Origin of the sequence: Streptomyces sp. RKND-216 (assembly GCF_004795255.1) — a bacterium.
Taxonomy (GTDB): domain Bacteria; phylum Actinomycetota; class Actinomycetes; order Streptomycetales; family Streptomycetaceae; genus Streptomyces; species Streptomyces hazeniae.
Map to the genome: position 1 here is coordinate 720,059 of NZ_SSBQ01000002.1, position 16,434 is coordinate 736,492.

Consider the following 16,434-nt stretch of genomic DNA (forward strand, 5'->3'; position numbering starts at 1 on the left):
TCCGGCGTCGGCGGGCGTTTCCCCGGGCGGACACACAGCTACCCTTGACCGGTGACCGACGCACAGGAGACCGAAACCCGCACGGCCAGAGTTCAGCCCTCCTCCCAGGACTCCGGTCCGGCGCCGGTCCCGCTCCTCGAACCGCGTGAGGGCATCCCGCCCGTCACCGCCACCGCACAGGAGCTGGCCCGGGTCGTCGAGCGGTTCGCGGGCGGCAGCGGCCCGGTGGCCGTCGACGCCGAGCGGGCCTCCGGCTACCGGTACGGCCAGCGGGCGTACCTGATCCAGCTTCGCCGACGCGGGGCGGGCAGCGCCCTCGTCGACCCCGTCGCCTGCCCCGACCTCACCGTTCTCGGCGACGCGCTGCGCGACACCGAGTGGGTGCTGCACGCGGCGACGCAGGACCTGCCGTGCCTGCGCGAGATAGGCATGATCCCCGAGCGGCTCTTCGACACCGAGCTGGCCGGACGGCTCGCCGGTTTCGCCCGGGTCGGCCTGGGCCCGATGACGGAGAACGTCCTCGGCTACGCGCTGGAGAAGGGCCACTCGGCCGTCGACTGGTCCACCCGCCCGCTGCCCGAGCCCTGGCTGCGGTACGCCGCGCTGGACGTCGAGCTGCTCGTCGACCTGCGGGACGCGCTGGAGGAGGAGCTGACCGCGCAGGGCAAGCTGGACTGGGCGCTCCAGGAATTCGCGGCGATCGCCGCCGCTCCCCCGCCGCCGCCGCGCAAGGACCCCTGGCGGCGCACGTCCGGCATGCACAAGGTGCGGCGGCGCCGGCAGATGGCCGTCGTCCGCGAGCTGTGGACCACTCGGGACCGGATCGCGCAGCGGCGCGACCTCTCGCCCGGCAAGATCCTCGGGGACGCCGCGATCGTCGAGGCCGCCCTCGCCATGCCGGCGGACGTGCCGGCGATGGCCGCGTTGCCCGGTTTCGCCCAGCGGATGGGCAAGCGCGGCATCGACCAGTGGTTCGCGGCCGTGGAACGGGCGCGGGCGCTGCCGGACCGCGAGCTGCCGCAGCAGGGCCAGCACGTGACAGGGCCGCCTCCGCCCCGCGCCTGGGCGGACCGGGATCCGGTCGCCGCCGCCCGCCTCACGGCGGCCCGCGCGGCGGTGACTGCAAGGGCGGAGGAGCTGTCGCTGCCCCAGGAGAACCTGATCACGCCCGACACGGTGCGGCGGGTCTGCTGGGAGCCGCCGGCGGACATCTCCGAGGCGGCCGTCCGCGAGGTGCTGCGCGCGCACGGCGCCCGCGAGTGGCAGATCGAGCAGACCGTCCCGCTGCTCACGGTCGCCCTCGCGGCGACTCCGGTCGAGGAGTAGGAGGAGCAGGGAGTGCCCCGGGCCGACGGTTCGGCCCGTTCCTCTTCTGCCCGCCGCTCTTCGGCATCGGGGGCATCGTCTGCGGCGTGATCGCCAACTCCAAGGGCGAGCGGCTGGCCAAGGTCGCCATCGGGGTCTCCGCCGCCGGTCTGGTCATCGGCATGATCATCGGATTCGTGGTCTTCCAGGGCACGTACGGGATGTAGCGCGGGCGCGTTCCCGCGCCTCGCACGCGTTGCGGGCCCGTCCGGCGTCGCCGGCCGGGCCCGTTCGCGTCGCGGCCCGAGTGTGACGTGTGCCTCGCGGGGTGCGGCGACTGCTTGCCAGGCGGTTACCGACAAGTAGCATAGGGCGTGGGAAGCGCGCCGCACGGCGTACCACCGCACCCCTGGAGGAGAGCCAACGTGCCTCGTACCGCTAGGGACGTCGTCTTCGTCGACGGCGTCCGGACCCCGTTCGGCAAGGCGGGCCCGAAGGGCATCTACCACGAGACCCGCGCCGACGACCTCGTCGTGAAGTGCATCCGCGAGTTGCTGCGCCGCAACCCCGATCTGCCGCCGGAGCGGGTCGACGAGGTCGCGGTCGCCGCGACCACCCAGATCGGTGACCAGGGCCTGACGCTGGGCCGCACGGCAGGCATCCTCGCCGGGCTGCCCTCGTCCGTACCGGGCTATTCCATCGACCGGATGTGCGCCGGCGCGATGACCGCCGTGACCACGACCGCCGGCTCGCTCTCCTTCGGCGCCTACGACGCAGTCATCGCCGGCGGCGTCGAGCACATGGGGCGGCACCCGATGGGCGAGGGCGTCGACCCCAATCCGCGCTTCGTGTCGGAGAAGCTGGTCGACGAATCCGCGCTGTTCATGGGCATGACGGCGGAGAACCTGCACGACCGCTTCCCGCACCTGACCAAGCAGCGCGCCGACGAGTACGCCGTGCGCAGCCAGGAGAAGGCCGCGAAGGCCTACGCGGACGGAAAGATCCAGCAGGACCTGGTGCCGATCTCGATCCGGCGCACCAACGAGGAGGCCGGGGAGACCGGCTGGGGCCTGGCCACCGAGGACGAGCCGATGCGGCCGGGCACCACGCTGGAGATGCTGGCCGGCCTCAAGACCCCGTTCCGCGCACACGGCCGCGTCACCCCGGGCAACGCGGCCGGCCTCAACGACGGCGCCACCGCGTCGATCATTGCCGCCGAGGACTTCGCCCGCGAGCTGGGCCTGCCGGCGCGAATGCGCCTGGTCGCCTACGCCTTCGCCGGCGTCGAGCCCGAGGTGATGGGCGTCGGCCCCGTCCCGGCGACCGAAAAGGCACTGAAGAAGGCCGGACTGTCCATCGACGACATCGGCCTGTTCGAGATCAACGAAGCGTTCGCCGTGCAGGTCCTGGCTCTGCTGGACCACTACGGCATCGCCGACGACGACCCGCGCGTCAACCAGTACGGCGGCGCGATCGCGTTCGGCCACCCCCTCGCCTCCTCCGGCGTGCGCCTGATGACGCAGCTCGCCCGGCAGTTCGAGGAACAGCCCCATGTCCGCTACGGCATCACGACCATGTGCGTGGGCTTCGGCATGGGCGGCACGGTCATCTGGGAGAACCCGCACTGGGAGGGCAAGTGACGAACATCGCCGAGCTGCTGAAGGGCGCGGCCCAGTCCTTCCCGGACGAGGTCGTCACCCAGGCGCACGTACGCCACCTGGACCTGCCGTCGCACGGCGGCAGGTTCGCACTCATCACGCTGGACAACGGCTTCGACCACAGCAAGCCGACCACCTTCGGCCCGCAGTCGCTGGCCAACCTGGACGTCGCGATCGACCAGGTCGAGGCGGAGGCGAAGGCCGGCGAGATCGTCGCGGTCGGCCTGACCGGCAAGCCGTTCATCTTCGCCGTCGGCGCCGACCTCAAGGGCGTCGAGGTACTGAAGGACCGTGCGGACGCCCTCGCCATCGGCCAGGCCGGGCACGCGGTGTTCCGCCGGCTGGGCGACCTGGGCGTGCCCAGCTTCGCCTACTACAACGGCGCGGCCATGGGCGGCGGCGTCGAGGTGGGCCTGCACTGCACCTACCGCACCGTCTCCCGGGCGACGCCCGCGTTCTCGCTGCCCGAGGTGTTCCTCGGCCTGGTCCCCGGCTGGGGCGGCTGCGTGCTGCTGCCGAACCTGATCGGCCCCGAGCGGGCGATCAGCGTCGTCATCGAGAACTCCCTGAACCAGAACAAGCAGCTCAAGGGCCCCCAGGTGCACGAACTGGGCATCGCCGACGCGCTGTTCGAGGGCGCCGACTTCCTGGAGCAGTCCCTGCACTGGACCTCCGCCGTGCTGCGCGGCGAACTCCAGGTGCAGCGGCCCGAACTGGACCGCGGCGAGGCGTGGGACGAAGCGGTGCGGCGCGGCCGCGAGAGCGCCGACGCGAAGGTGCACGGCGCCGCGCCGGCCGCCTACCGGGCGCTGGACATCATCGCCGCCGCCAAGGACGGCGACCTGCCGGCCAGCTTCGCCGCCGAGGACGAGGCACTCGCCGACCTCATCATGGGCGGCGAACTGCGCAGCGGCATCTACGCGTTCAACCTGGTGCAGAAGCGGGCCAAGCGACCCGCGGGCGCCCCGGACAAGTCCCTGGCCCGGCCCGTGACCAAGGTCGGCGTCGTGGGCGCCGGCCTGATGGCGAGCCAGCTCGCGCTGCTGTTCGCGCGCCGTCTGGAGGTGCCGGTCGTGCTGACCGACATCGACCAGGAGCGGGTGGACAAGGGTGTCGGCTACGTCCACGAGGAGATCGACAAGCTGCTCCTCAAGGGCCGGGTCAACCAGGACAAGGCCAACCGTCTCAAGGCGCTGGTCACCGGCTCGCTGGACAAGGCCGCCTCGTTCGGCGACGCGGACTTCGTCATCGAGGCCGTGTTCGAGGAGATGGGCGTCAAGCAGAAGGTGTTCGCCGAGGTTGAGGCGGTCGTGCCGGAGCACGCGATCCTCGCCACCAACACCTCCTCGCTGTCCGTCACCGAGATGGCGTCGCAACTGCGGCACCCCGAGCGGGTCGTCGGCTTCCACTTCTTCAATCCGGTCGCCGTGCTGCCGCTGCTGGAGATCGTGCGCGGCCAGCAGACCGACGACGCGTCGCTGGCCACCGCCTTCGGCGTGGCGAAGAAGCTGAAGAAGACCGCGGTGCTGGTCAAGGACGCCCCGGCGTTCGTGGTCAACCGCGTGCTGACCCGCTTCCTCGGCGAGGTGCTGCGCTCCATCGACGAGGGCACCCCCGTCGACGTCGCCGACCGCGCGCTCGCTCCCCTGGGCCTGCCGATGTCGCCGATCGTGCTGCTCGAACTCGTCGGCCCGGCCGTCGCGCACCACGTGGCCGGCACGTTGAACGGGGCCTACCCGGACCGCTTCGGCATCTCGGAGAATCTGGGCCGCATCGTCGCTGCGGGCAAGCGGAACCTGTACGTCTACGACTCCGGCACGCCGGAGCTGGACCCGGAGGTCGCCGAACTCTTCGAGACCGGTGACACCGTGCTGACGGAGGAGCAGGTCCGCGACCGCGCGCTGGACGCCATCGCGCAGGAGATCCGCCTGATGCTCGACGAGGGCGTGGTCGCCGAGGCGCAGGACGTCGACCTGTGCCTGATCACGGGCGCCGGCTGGCCCTTCCACCTGGGCGGTATCACGCCGTACCTGGACCGCGAGGGCGTCAGCGAGCGGGCCACCGGCAAGCGCTTCCTGGAGCCGGGGGTCGCATCCGTCCCCGCCTGACGGCTGACGGCTGACGGCCGAACGGCTCCGCAGCTCGCGAAGGGGTGCGCCGCACACGCGGCGCACCCCTTCCGCGCGTCCCCGGCCGGGCTCCCGGACGTACGGCCCCGTGGGAGGCTTGCGGCATGAAGACCCTCCTCGTCGTGGACGCGGCGAACGTCGTCGGCTCGGTGCCCGACGGGTGGTGGCGAGACCGCCGCGGCGCTGCCGAACGGCTCCGGGACCGCCTCGTGCCCTACGCGGACTCGGGGGTGCCGGGGCATCCGGGGCCGCTGGAAGTCGTCCTCGTCGTCGAGGGGGCCGCGCGATCGGTGGTGTCCGTGCCCGGCGTCCGTACGGTCGCCGCGGAGGGCTCCGGAGACGATCGCATCGTCGAACTCGTCGCCGAGGAGGGCCGCGACCGCACCTGCCTGGTCGTCACCGCCGACCGCGCCCTCCGGGACCGGGTCCGGTCACTGGGCGCCGAGGTCGCCGGCCCGCGCACCGTCCGCCCCCGGCCGTGAGTCACCGCCCGTGAGTCACCGGCCGTCGCGGCGGACGTGGAACACCGCGCCGTCGACCGTGGCGACCGGGCGGTAGTGGGCGGTGAGGTAGGCGTCGAGGCGGGGGATGCGGGCGGGGCGGTAGGGGGCGCCGCGCGAGTCGTCGACGACGACGGCGGGCGGGTGCTCCCGCAGGTCGCGCAGGAAGCGCGGCCAGGAACCGGGCATGGCGTACTGCTCGCCGGTGCGGACGCCGCCCCGGCCGCCGCTGAAGTTGGTGAGGAATCCGGCGGTGAGGTAGCGCGTCGCGGGCCGGCGGTCGGCGAGCCAGTAGTCCTCGGGATGCATGCCCCACACCAGGACGGGCTCGTCGGGGGCGGTGCGCTGCCGGAGTTCGGCGGCGACCCGGCGCGCGTGCTCCAACTCGGCGCGTTCGGCCGTGAACCCCCAAGTGACGAACCCGGCGGTCAGGACGCCGGTCAGAGCGACGGCGACGGCCGCTCGGCGCGGCGCCGCCGCCCGCAGTGCGGCGGTGGCCAGCAGTGTGAGCGGGGGCAGCAGTTGCAGGAAGTAGTGGCCGAAGAACTGGAATCCGACGGTGACGGCGACGGCGGAGGCACCCAGCCACACCCACAGGTCGGCGATGCCGGCGAGGCGGCGGTGGTACACGGCGCGCCCGAGCACGGCGACCAGCGGCGCGGCGGCCAGCAGCAGCAGCGTGGTGCCGACGACGGCACGGCCGGCGGCGAGGAGTTCGGCGCCCTCCGCCGAGGCGTACTCCCCCGACCCGGCGAACGTCCAGTAGGCGAAGCATCCGGGTCCGAAGTGCGCCGCCGCCACGCCGACCGGGAGCGCGGTCGCGGCGAGCAGTCGCAGCCACGCCCCCGCACGCGACCGGTCCTCGTCGCGGAGCAGCAGGAAGAGCACAGGCAGCAGGACAACGCCACCGGTCTGCTTGGTGAGGAGCGCCGCCGCGACGGCGAGGCCCGCACGGCCCCAGAGGCGCCGGTCGGCGTACCGGACGGCGGCCGCCGTCCAGGGCAGCATGAACACCTCGAAGGTCGCCGCCTGCGTGTCCTCCGGGCTCAGGCCGACGGAGAGCAGCACCGAGACGACGCCGGCCGTCCAGCCCGCGCGGTCGCCCCAGCGCCTGCGCGCGGTCGAGGCGAGCAGGGCGGCCGTGGCGACGGTGGCGACCACGGCGAGGGCCTTCAGCGGCCACAGCGACGCGTCTCCGAAGAGGGCGAACGCCGCCTGGTACAGCCAGGGCAGCAGCGGTGGTTTGCGGTCGACGACGGTCTCGTACAGTCCGCCGCCCGCGGCGAGCTGGCGGGCCTGTGTGGCGAGGAAGCCCTCGTCGGGGTTCCAGAGGGCGGTGGTGAAAGAGGGCAGGCGGGTCAGGACGGAGAGGAGGGACAGGACGGCGAGGAGCGGCGCCCAGAAGCGCTGCGCCCGCTGCGTACCGGCCGCGGGCGGCGCGGAGCGGCCGCGCCGGCCGGTGAGCGTCGTACCGGCAGTAAGCGTCGTACCGGCGGTGAGCGTCGTACCGGCAGTAAGCGTCGTACCGGCGGTGAGCGTCGTACCGGCAGTAAGCGTCGTACCGGCGGTGAGCGTCGTACCGGCGGTGAGCGTGCGCTGCGGGGGCTCTCCGGGCGGCGGCATGCCGTCAACCTATCGCCCGGGCCGCCTCCCGGGGGCCGCGTCGCCGTCTGCCGGGATCTCCTCCACCGGGGCCGCGGGGGCGCACTCCGCGACGCCGAGGCCGCGGGCGGCGTGGAGTGCGGCCTCCACCTGACCGGCTCCGGACGGTCCCCAGCCGCACAGTTCCGCGGCCAGGCGGGGCGGGACCAGCAGCCTGCGGTGGACGGTGCCGGTGGCGGGGTCCGTCGCGGCGGGGCCGACGCGTGCGATGGCGGCGGCCATCCGGACGCGTGCGCACGCCGGGCCGTCCGGCGGCGCGTCCCGGAGGTACCCGAGGTAGCGCAGACCGCGCATTTCGATCTGCGTCTCCTCCCGCACCTCGCGGCGGGATGCCGCGGCCGCGTCACGCTGCTCGAACGGCTCCAGCGTTCCGCCGGGGAGGCCGGCCTGCCCGGTGTCGTCCACGTACATGACCACGCGGCCGTCGGGCGCGAAGACCCACACCCACGACTGGCGGATGGGCAGTTCGTCAGGCACCGGCGCGTCGTACCAGCTCCACGCGGAGCCGCTGTGCACCCACGGCGCGATGCCGTGACGGCGCATCGTGTTCAGGACGGCCGGTTCCCACCCGTCCTCCAGGTAGCGGGGGCCGCCGTCCCGCCGTGTCCGGAGGGCGGCTTCGACGACGCGCCGGACGCGGTCTCCGACCCGTCCGTCCAGCTGCTCGACGGGGACGAACGCCACCTCGCCGCTTCCGGGCCGGGCGGAGGTGACGCGGTGCCGCGCCGAGCGGCTGATGCCGCCGCCGTCGAACACCAGGAGAGCGCCGCCGGTCCGGGCGGCTGCCGACTCCTGAGGAGGGGCGTACGGCGCGGCCGGGAGGGGCGTACGGGGCGTACGGGGCCAGTCGACGACCAGCAGCCCGCCCGGGCGCGGGGTGAGGCCGACGGACCGTGCGGTCTCGCGCACGGCGGTGTCCCAGGGCGTTCCCGCATCCGCCACCGTGCCGCCGGGGAGAGCCCAGGAGGCGCGGCGGCCCGGCCCGCGCACCAGCAGGACGTGCCCCGCAGCGTCGGTGACGAGCAGGGCGGCGGCCTCACGTTCCGGGGCGCCGCGGAGCAGCAGGGTCACGCGGGCACCGCGCGGAGCGCGTCGCGCAGCGCCGCCGTCGCTTCGCGCAGGCCGTGCATGTGCTGGGACATCCGGAAGAACACGGCCTCGTCCAGCAGCCGTTGGCACAGCCGGGCGCGGCGCGCGGCGTCGGTGTGCGGGTACCAGTCGGCGAGGAAGGGGTCGTACTTGGTGCCCCGGTCCTCCATGTGGTGCCGCAGCTCCGCCGCGGCCTGCTCACGGTCCAGCCGTACGAGGGCGGGCCCGTCGGGGCGGTCCTCGAAGCGGGGGAAGACCACGGCGTCGACCCGGCTCTCCGGGAGCGCGTCGCAGCCGACGGTCGCGCACAGTTCTCCGGCACGGACCCACAACGACCCGGGCAGGGCGGCGCCGGAGGCGGTGTGCAGCGCCTCGGCGGTGCGGTGCCGTCCCTCGAAGGAGTTGGTGGGGTGCGTGGAGTCGGTGAGAAGGCGGGAGACGACCGGGGCCGACTCGGCGAGGGCGAGCAGCGCATCGGTGCGCACGTTCACGGTGCGGGGTGATCCGTAGCCGCGCAGCGCGCCGTCGGGAGTCTCCCCCACCGTCAGGTCGTCGTTGGACACGAAGTCCGCCCCGCCGTGGACGAGGGCGCTGAGGATGCTGGAGGTCTTCCCGGAGCGTTTCGCCCCGGCGAAGGCGACCCCGCGGCCGTCCATGCGCACCAGCCCGCCGTGCAGCAGCAGGTCGCCCGCCGCGTAGACCTGCCAGCGCAGCAGGTGGCGGACGGAGCGCAGGGTCTGCTGCGCCCGCCATTCGGACGGCTCGCCGACGACGGCGATGCACCGCCAGGCGTCGTCCACCCACACCACGCGGTCGGGCTCGTAGTCCGAGGAATAGGCGAGGCGGCGCCAGCCGTCGCCCCGGGGAGCGTGGGTGGCGACCTGGACGAGTGCGGGCGGCGGCCGGTCGTCGGCAGCGGCGGGGGTCAGGCGCACGAAGTCGCCCGCCATCCGCCCGAACTCGGCGACGGCCTCGGCGGGGGCGACGAGTTCCACCCGGGCCGTGCCACACGACGCGTGCATACGCTGCGGGTCGGTTGTCATCGTGCCAGCGTCTCCCAGTGCGGGTCGCGGAAGATCTCCGACTTCCGGGGGCCCTTGGAGCCCTGGTACTTGCCGGAGTACAGCGTGATCTCGCCCTGGGGCTTCCAGAACGTCATCTGCCCGATGCGCATGCCCGGGTACACGCGCAGGGCGAGGGTGGAGAAGAGCTGGAACGTGATGGTGCCGATGGAGCCGATGTCGATCAGGTCGGCCGTCACGTGCACGAACAGCCCGGCACGGGCGGTGCTGGACTTGGCGTGCACCATCGGCACGTACTCGGTGCTCCCCACGATCTCGCGGGAGGAGCCGAGGCAGAAGCTCATGGGCTCCAGCACCAGGCCGTCCGCCGGGATGCGCTCCTCCACGACCTCGGGCTCCACGCGCGGGTCGATGACCGTGTCGCGGTAGCGCAGCAGGGTGTCGTCGAGCGTGAGATCGATGCTGTTGGGGTTGATGAGCGCGGAGTCGAACGGCGTCACAGTGATCGCCGCGGACTCGACCTGCCGCTGGATTTCATGACCGCTGAGAATCACTGCAACTCTCGAATCTGTGACTGTCGCACGTCGTTCCTGTGCAGCTTGGAGGGCATCGGCCGGTCGTGCCGCCCGTACCAGCCCCGGTACGCCAGGACGTCGCCAGTGGCGGTCCAGAACGAGACCTGGCCGATGATCTGGCCCGGGTAGACGTAGATGTCGAGGGCGGGCAGGAGTTCCAGCGTCCATCGGTGGACCGCTCCGCAGTGCCCGAGGTCGGCGGACAGCTGGACGAACAGGCCGAGCCGGCCGACGGAGCTGCGCCCGATGAGCGAGGTGACGTACCGGGTGGAGCCGATGCGTTCCAGGGTGTGGCCGAGGTAGAGCTGGCCCTTGCGGAGCAGGCAGCGCCCGTCGACGGTCTCCACCGGTTCCTGCACCGCGTCGCGGCGCGGGTCGAGGCCCGACTCGACCCGGTAGATCTCCGGGCCGAGACGGTAGTTGTAGCTGTTGGGGTTGACCCGGTCGTCGTCGAACGGGTCGATGACGATGTCGCCGTCCCGTACGGCCTCGGTGATGGCCTGGCCGGTGAGGATCATGGTCGTTCCGGGGCGGGCAGGTGGGTGCGGACCAGGTCGCGGAAGTCGTCGTCCAGGAGGACCGGCGAACCCCAGTTGCGCCACTCGTGCTGCCGCTCCGGTTGCCGGACGGCGTAGAAGGACAGGATGCCGAGCATGCCCCAGAGTTCGAAGTGCGGGACGAGCGGTGCGTCGTCCGGGCACAACCGCTCGGCGGCGGCGTCCAGGAAGGGCTTGTACGGGGGCCGGTGCCGCAGGTGGAGGCTGATCGCCCCGACGGCGTGGGCCGGCGCGGACAGAGCGGCGATCGGCACGTTGAGCACGACCATCCTGCCGTCCGGGGCGACGACGGTGTTCTTCAGGTTCGCGTCGATGGAGACCACCGTGTGCGGCGCCGTGTGGGCCTTGGCCGCCTCGGCGAACCCTCCGTCGAGCCACGCGTCCACCGCCGCGGCGGTCTCCGTGCCCTCGTAGAACGGCCGTACCCGGTTCCAGTACCGGCGGCCGTAGTGGACGACGAACTCGGGCCAGGTGGCGAGGGCGGGCGCCTCCCGCTTGTACAGGCCGTAGCCGTCCCGCATCGGCGGGAGATGACGGCAGGCCAGGACGAACCGGCACAGGTGGTCCACCAGCGCGTCGGTCGACGGCCCGTCTTCCTCGCGCTCCATGGCCGCCGCCAGGTTCTCCCCCTCCACGTACTCCGCGAAGACGGCGTCGAACGGGTCCCCGTCCTCCGTGCGGCAGACGCGGTGGATGCGCTGGACGGGCAGGTGCGCGCCGAGCGCGGCGGTCGCCTCGGCCAGATAGCCGAGCGGGATGTCGCCGTCGACGACGTGCTTCGCGACGACCGGGCCCTGGTCCGTCCGCACGAGGTACACGAGGTTGTTCGAGCCGCTCAGCTCGCTGACGGGGGCGTCGGGGAACTCGTCGACGAGGAAGTCCCGGAACGTGGTCACGTGATCACCAGCCTGAGAGGGGGCGGTTCGGAGGGGAGGCGGCGCGGCCGCGTCAGCGGGTGGGCCACTTGGTCCCCACGTACTTGTGCGGCAGGAGGGAGGCGAGGGGGACGACGCGCACCTCGTCGCCGTCCTGGACGACCGTGCTGACGCGGGGACCGTAGTCGAGCAACAGTTCCCGGCACAGGCCGCAGGGGGGTACGAGTTTGATGTCCCGCCGCTCCTCGGAGGGCTTGGGGTGACGTACCGCCAGCGCCAGCGTCAGGTCGCCGGCTCCCGCCGCGCGCGCCTGGCCGAGAGCGACGGCCTCGGCGCAGATTGAGGCGCGACCCACCATCGCCTCGAGGTGGATGCCGGTGAACACCCGCCCGTCGCCGGTGACGACCACCGCCCCGATCTGGTGCCGGTTCTCGGCGTAGCGCTCGGTGATGACCTCCCGGGCCAGCCCGACGAGGGAGGCGACGACCTGCTCGGCGGCCTCCTGCCCCGCCGGGGCGGCGGGCAGCCGCTTGGCGAGTTCGACGACCTGCTCCTCCAGCGCCGGGAGGTCTCCCGTGTTGTCGAGGACCAGGTCGGCCTCGACGCCGTCGCCGCCGAGCTCTGTGGGGTGGTCGTCCCGGCCTGCCCTCCGGTCGCCGCGGCCGGCCTTGCGTTCCCGCCGCAACGCGTCCGGCGCCGTCACCCGCACCAGCGTGAACCCCTGGTCGCGGAGACCGTCGAGGTCGGCGGGGCGGGCGTCGTCACACAGCAGCACGTCGGCGCCCGCGAGTTCGGCGGCGGCCGAGCGCTGCGCGAAATCCTCCAGCAGGAGGCCCGGGGCCGCCGTCCGGAAGTGGGAGCCCAGGAAGTTGAGCAGCTCGCCGTCCTGCTGCCCTTCGGCGAGCCGGGTGCGTGCCCGGGCGTAGAAGGCGGCCTGCACGTCGTACAGCGGGGCGGCGAGCTTGATCACCTCGACGTGCCGTCCCATGCCGGCCAGTGTCCGCCGCAGCAGGCCGGCGGCCGTCGACTTGCCGGCTCCGGGCAGCCCGAAGAGGGCGACGCGCTGCACGGAGCGGGATGCGCCTGTCATCTGGTGTCCTTCCGGCTCGGGCGCAGGGTCAGGCGCAGACGAAGACCGAGTTGCGCTTGCTGACCTCGAAGTGGCCGACCTCCGCGATGCGGTCGCTGACGGCCTTCTCGACGCCCCGGTACAGCTCGTCCTTCATCTCCTGCGTGATGTCGTCGCCGCCCATGGCCTGGACGCCGAGCAGCCGGTGGCCCGCCGAGTAGAAGTCCATGAACGGCTGCGGCGTCTCGAAGCGCAGGGCGTCCACGTACGGCCGCTCCTCGACGCTGTCGAAGTGCCGGACGAGCGTCTCCTCGGTGTTGTCGAGCGTCATCTTGCCGCGGCGCCCGCGCGGCAGCCGGTCGATGAAGTCCGCGGGGAAGCCGAGCTTCTCCATGGTCTCGAAGTGCAGGTCGTACATCTCCGGCATGGAGCGGCGCGCCTCGATGGTGACGATCGCGAGGCCCTTCGGGTCGCGGACGCGGGCGATCTGAGAGCAGACCAGGTCGGGGTCCTCGATGTAGTGGAAGATGTAGTTGGCCATGACGCGGGTGAAGCTGCCGTCCGCGAAGCGCGAGAGGTCCTCGGCCCGGCCCTCGGTGAACTCCAGCGGCGCCCAGGCGATGGTGGCGTTGCGCTTGGCGAGCTCCAGCATGGCCGGGGAGATGTCCATGGCCACGGCGCGGCCGCCGTGCCGGAGCCGGCTGACCACGTCCCGGAGAATGAATCCGTTTCCGCAGCCGAGGTCCAGGACCGATTCGGTTCCGTTCAGGTCGAGGCACCGCAGCAGGTGGTCGATGAGCGGCTCGGGATTCTCGCGGTACACGTTGTGCGTCATCTGCTGCGTGAAGAGCGCCGTGTTGCTTCCGAAGTGCTCGCGAATGTATTCGAGACCGAAGTCGAAGGGCTTCACCGACGCTACGCCCGCAGTGTCCTGACTCATTGCACCCTCACTAGTGAGAAACCGATACCCATTTGCGGTTGTCCAGGGCCGCACACACGAAAAAACTAGGAAAAGCACCAGACACGGAGAATGCCCGTCGCGGGCCTCCCGACGGGACTGCCCGCTCGTGCGCCAGGAAACGTACCTCAGCGTTCACCTGCGAACAAGGCATGCTTCACCTGCAGTTGAAGTGACACCCTCCGCCCGGGTGCGCACCTCCCGCCCGAGAGCACGCAGGGGCTGCGGGATCCTCCCGCTTCCACTCCTTGCCCGCTTATGCCCGATATCGCCGGGGCTCGCACGGGGGCATCGGAGCGGGAGCACGAAGGAAAAGAGCAGATGAACGCGGGATCTCCTCCGGATATCTTGCCAACCGCCTCGGGCGTCCTTCACACTTCTGCCGCGGACGCAACCTTGCGCGCAGCGCGGGAGAATTATGGACGGCGGCCGGAAGCGGCGCCGGGGCGAAACACGCGCGAGAAGGGTGCCCATGGAATCGTTCGACCTTGTCGGAATCGGGGTAGGACCGTCGAACCTGAGCCTCGCGGCACTCGCCGAACCGGTCGAGGGGCTGCGGGCCGGTTTTCTCGAGTCGAAACCGCGCTTCCGGTGGCACCCGGGTCTGATGCTTCCGGACGCCTGGCTCCAGGTCTCCTACCTCAAGGACCTGGTCACTCTCGTCGACCCGACCAGCCGCTTCTCCTTCCTCAACTTCCTCTCCGAGCAGGGCCGCATCTTCCGCGCCCTGGTGGCCAACGGGATGAGCTGCTCGCGGCAGGAGTTCGAGCAGTACTACCAATGGGCCGCCGAGGGCCTTCCCGACATCCACTGGCAGTCCCGCGTCAAGTCCGTGTCCGTGGTGGGCGACCGCTTCGAGGTGGTCTGCGACTCGGGTCTGACGGCCACGGCCCGCAGCCTGGTGCTGGGCTCCGGGCGGGAGCCCTACCTTCCGCCCTTCGCCGCCGCATTCCACGGTTCGCGCGTACTGCACGGCAGCGAGCTGCTGTCTGTCCGCCCCGACCTGGCGGGACGGCGGGTCATGGTGGTCGGGGCTGGGCAGAGCGGCGCCGAGGTGGTGAACTACCTGCTCTCCGAGGACGCGGCGACACCGGCCGAACTCACCTGGGTATCCAGCCGGGTGGGCTTCCTCCCCATCGACGACTCGCCGTTCAGCAACGAGTGGTTCGCCCCGTCCTACGTGGACTACTTCCACTCGCTGCCCGCCGGGCGGCGTGCGGACCTGCTGGGGCGTCAGCGACTGGCCAGCGACGGCGTGTCCGAGTCGCTGCTGCGCAAGATCTACCAGCGCCTCTACCGCCTCGACCACCTGGAGGGCGGCACGCTGTCCCACCGGCTGCTGCCCTGCCGCCGCGTCACCGACCTGCGCGGGCACGCGGACGGGGTCGAGGTCTCGGTGCTGGACACGGACCGCGACGTGCGGGAGACCGTGCCCGCAGACGTCGTCGTCTTCTGCACCGGGTACCGCAGCCGGTTCCCGGACTACCTGGAGCCGCTGCGGGAGGCGCTGACGGGGGACGGCGGCGCTTTCCGGGTGCGCCGCGACTACTCGCTGGACTGGGACGGGCCGCCCGGTCTCCGCGTCTTCGTGCAGAACTTCGCCGAGGACAGCCACGGCATCGCCGACCCGAACCTGAGTCTGTCCGCCTGGCGCAGTGCCCGGATCGTCAACGCGGCCGTGGGCCGGGAGGTGTACCGCACGGACGGAGCGTCGACCGCGACGGCCTGGTCATCCGCGTGACGCCGCGCCGCGGTCCGCGGCGGCGAGGGCCTCTCCCCCGGTACCGTCCGGCTGCTGCGGCGAGCGGCGGCCCGCCCGCGCGAGGTACCACGCCCACACGGCCACGCCCAGCGCGCTGAACAGGACGACCGGCGTCCAGTGCAGTTCGGACGGCGCCCACTTGTGGAAGAAGGCGAACACGACCGCAGACAGCGGGATCGCACCGGTGATGAACATGCGCATCACGGAGTTGACCCGGCCGGAGATGGCCATCGGTATCGACTCCTGGCGGTACCGGATCGAGTTGATGTTGCTGGCGCCGAGCGCGAACGTCGTGATCACGTAGCCGACGACCCGGACCTGGAGCACCGGTACGGCCATCACCGTGACACCGGCCAGCGCGGCCAGCTGCCAGTAGAGGATGCGGCGCTGGAAGGAGGACCGGGGAAAGAGCCTGCCCGCGGCCCAGGTGCCGGCGGCGGCGCCGACCGCGCCGATGGAGACCACCAGCCCGATCCCGGTCGCGGCCATACCGGAGTCGCCGAGCAGCGTGATGAAGATGACGTCGAGGGTGCCGACGCCGATGTTCGCCAGCGTCATGGTGGCGACCAGTGCGATGGCGGAGCCGTTGCGCCAAAGCCAGGAGAAGCCCACGCTCAGCGCGCGCCGGGGCTTCTCCCCCGGTTCGGCGGGCTCCTCCTCCTCGATGACCACCCGGGGCACGAACAGCGCCACCAAGGCGGACAGTGCGAACAGCGCGCAGGTGAGGACCAGGGCCGTGGCGCCGCCTGCGAGCACCACGATGCCCCCCGCGGACAGGGGTCCGACGATCTTCACGACCTCGCGCAGGGCGCTGTAGTCGCTGAGCGCCTTGGACCGTCGTTCCGGGGTGACGAGTCTGGGCACCAGCACGAAGTAGCTGGAGATGTTCGCCACCACGGCGCCGAGTCCGGAGAGCAGCACCAGCACCGCCAGGACGAGGACGTCGTCCAGGAAGAGGGCGATGAGGCCCAGGCACAGCGCCTGGTAGAGCTGGGCCAGGATGTAGACGTCACGCCGGTCGAAGGAGTCGATCAGCATGCCGATGAACGGCGAGAGCAGATAGGCCGCGACCCGGGCGGAGAAGGCCAGCACCGTGCCGGCGACCGACTCCGTCGCCGCGAGCACGCTCAGCGGGACGGCGATGGTGAAGAGCTGGTCGCCGCCCCGGGCGAAGAGCCCGGAGGAGACGAACACCCAGAAGTCGCGGCGGCCCTGTGGTGGTTCGGTGATGACACGCTTCGGCCGGGGCAGGAAACCCATGGCACCTCGTTCT

The 16,434-nt window shown here is 72.1% G+C and carries 14 protein-coding genes; 5 read left to right on the forward strand and 9 right to left on the reverse strand.

All coding sequences use genetic code 11. The features are described 5' to 3' along the window. Positions 1-51: 51 nt before the first annotated feature. The 4 genes from E4198_RS03440 (at position 52) to E4198_RS03460 (ending at position 5,574) form a co-directional block, all read left to right on the forward strand. On the forward strand, positions 52-1,326 hold the full coding sequence (locus tag E4198_RS03440; RefSeq protein ID WP_136181836.1) for a ribonuclease D: 1,275 nt from the start codon (positions 52-54) through the stop codon (positions 1,324-1,326). A gap of 404 nt (positions 1,327-1,730) precedes the next feature. After that, a complete protein-coding gene (locus tag E4198_RS03450) occupies positions 1,731-2,945 on the forward strand; it encodes an acetyl-CoA C-acyltransferase (RefSeq protein ID WP_136181838.1) in 1,215 nt (404 codons plus the stop codon). Beyond that, on the forward strand, positions 2,942-5,071 hold the full coding sequence (locus E4198_RS03455) for a 3-hydroxyacyl-CoA dehydrogenase NAD-binding domain-containing protein (protein ID WP_136181839.1): 2,130 nt from the start codon (positions 2,942-2,944) through the stop codon (positions 5,069-5,071). Before E4198_RS03450 ends, E4198_RS03455 begins: the two co-directional genes overlap by 4 nt. 125 nt (positions 5,072-5,196) lie before the next feature. Beyond that, entirely contained in the window at positions 5,197-5,574 is a 378-nt protein-coding gene (locus E4198_RS03460; protein WP_136181840.1) for an NYN domain-containing protein, read from the forward strand. Positions 5,575-5,589: 15 nt separating this feature from the next. Here the strand turns inward: E4198_RS03460 and E4198_RS03465 are convergent, their stop codons facing one another. The 8 genes from E4198_RS03465 to E4198_RS03500 are packed head-to-tail and all read right to left on the reverse strand — an operon-like array spanning position 5,590 to position 13,381. Beyond that, positions 5,590-7,215, reverse strand: a complete 1,626-nt coding sequence (locus E4198_RS03465; RefSeq protein ID WP_210732770.1) for a glycosyltransferase family 39 protein — start codon at positions 7,213-7,215, stop codon at positions 5,590-5,592. A 9-nt stretch (positions 7,216-7,224) separates the two neighbouring features. Beyond that, the gene (locus E4198_RS03470) at positions 7,225-8,325 is read right to left on the reverse strand and encodes an NUDIX hydrolase (RefSeq protein WP_136181841.1); all 1,101 of its coding nucleotides are present in this window, start codon (positions 8,323-8,325) and stop codon (positions 7,225-7,227) included. After that, entirely contained in the window at positions 8,322-9,386 is a 1,065-nt protein-coding gene (locus E4198_RS03475) for a hypothetical protein (RefSeq protein ID WP_136181842.1), read from the reverse strand. The genes E4198_RS03470 and E4198_RS03475 overlap by 4 nt, the downstream gene beginning before the upstream one ends. After that, positions 9,383-9,919, reverse strand: coding sequence for a dCTP deaminase (dcd, locus tag E4198_RS03480; protein ID WP_136181843.1), 537 nt, complete (start codon positions 9,917-9,919; stop codon positions 9,383-9,385). Before dcd ends, E4198_RS03475 begins: the two co-directional genes overlap by 4 nt. Further along, positions 9,916-10,458 carry a 2'-deoxycytidine 5'-triphosphate deaminase gene (locus E4198_RS03485; RefSeq protein WP_136181844.1) on the reverse strand — a complete coding sequence of 181 codons (543 nt, stop codon included), beginning with the start codon at positions 10,456-10,458 and terminating at the stop codon, positions 9,916-9,918. Before E4198_RS03485 ends, dcd begins: the two co-directional genes overlap by 4 nt. Beyond that, entirely contained in the window at positions 10,455-11,393 is a 939-nt protein-coding gene (locus E4198_RS03490; protein WP_136181845.1) for a phosphotransferase, read from the reverse strand. The genes E4198_RS03485 and E4198_RS03490 overlap by 4 nt, the downstream gene beginning before the upstream one ends. A 52-nt stretch (positions 11,394-11,445) precedes the next feature. Continuing rightward, positions 11,446-12,462, reverse strand: a complete 1,017-nt coding sequence (locus tag E4198_RS03495) for a cytidine deaminase (RefSeq protein WP_136181846.1) — start codon at positions 12,460-12,462, stop codon at positions 11,446-11,448. A gap of 28 nt (positions 12,463-12,490) precedes the next feature. Continuing rightward, positions 12,491-13,381 (reverse strand): class I SAM-dependent methyltransferase, encoded by an 891-nt coding sequence (locus E4198_RS03500; protein WP_078529134.1) that lies wholly within the window; start codon positions 13,379-13,381, stop codon positions 12,491-12,493. Between the two features lie 490 nt (positions 13,382-13,871). On the opposite strand from E4198_RS03500, the gene E4198_RS03505 reads away from it, so the two are divergent. Then, positions 13,872-15,140 carry a SidA/IucD/PvdA family monooxygenase gene (locus E4198_RS03505; protein ID WP_168711357.1) on the forward strand — a complete coding sequence of 423 codons (1,269 nt, stop codon included), beginning with the start codon at positions 13,872-13,874 and terminating at the stop codon, positions 15,138-15,140. Here the strand turns inward: E4198_RS03505 and E4198_RS03510 are convergent. Further along, positions 15,129-16,421, reverse strand: coding sequence for an MFS transporter (locus E4198_RS03510; RefSeq protein ID WP_136181848.1), 1,293 nt, complete (start codon positions 16,419-16,421; stop codon positions 15,129-15,131). The genes E4198_RS03505 and E4198_RS03510 overlap by 12 nt on opposite strands. Positions 16,422-16,434 lie beyond the last annotated feature (13 nt).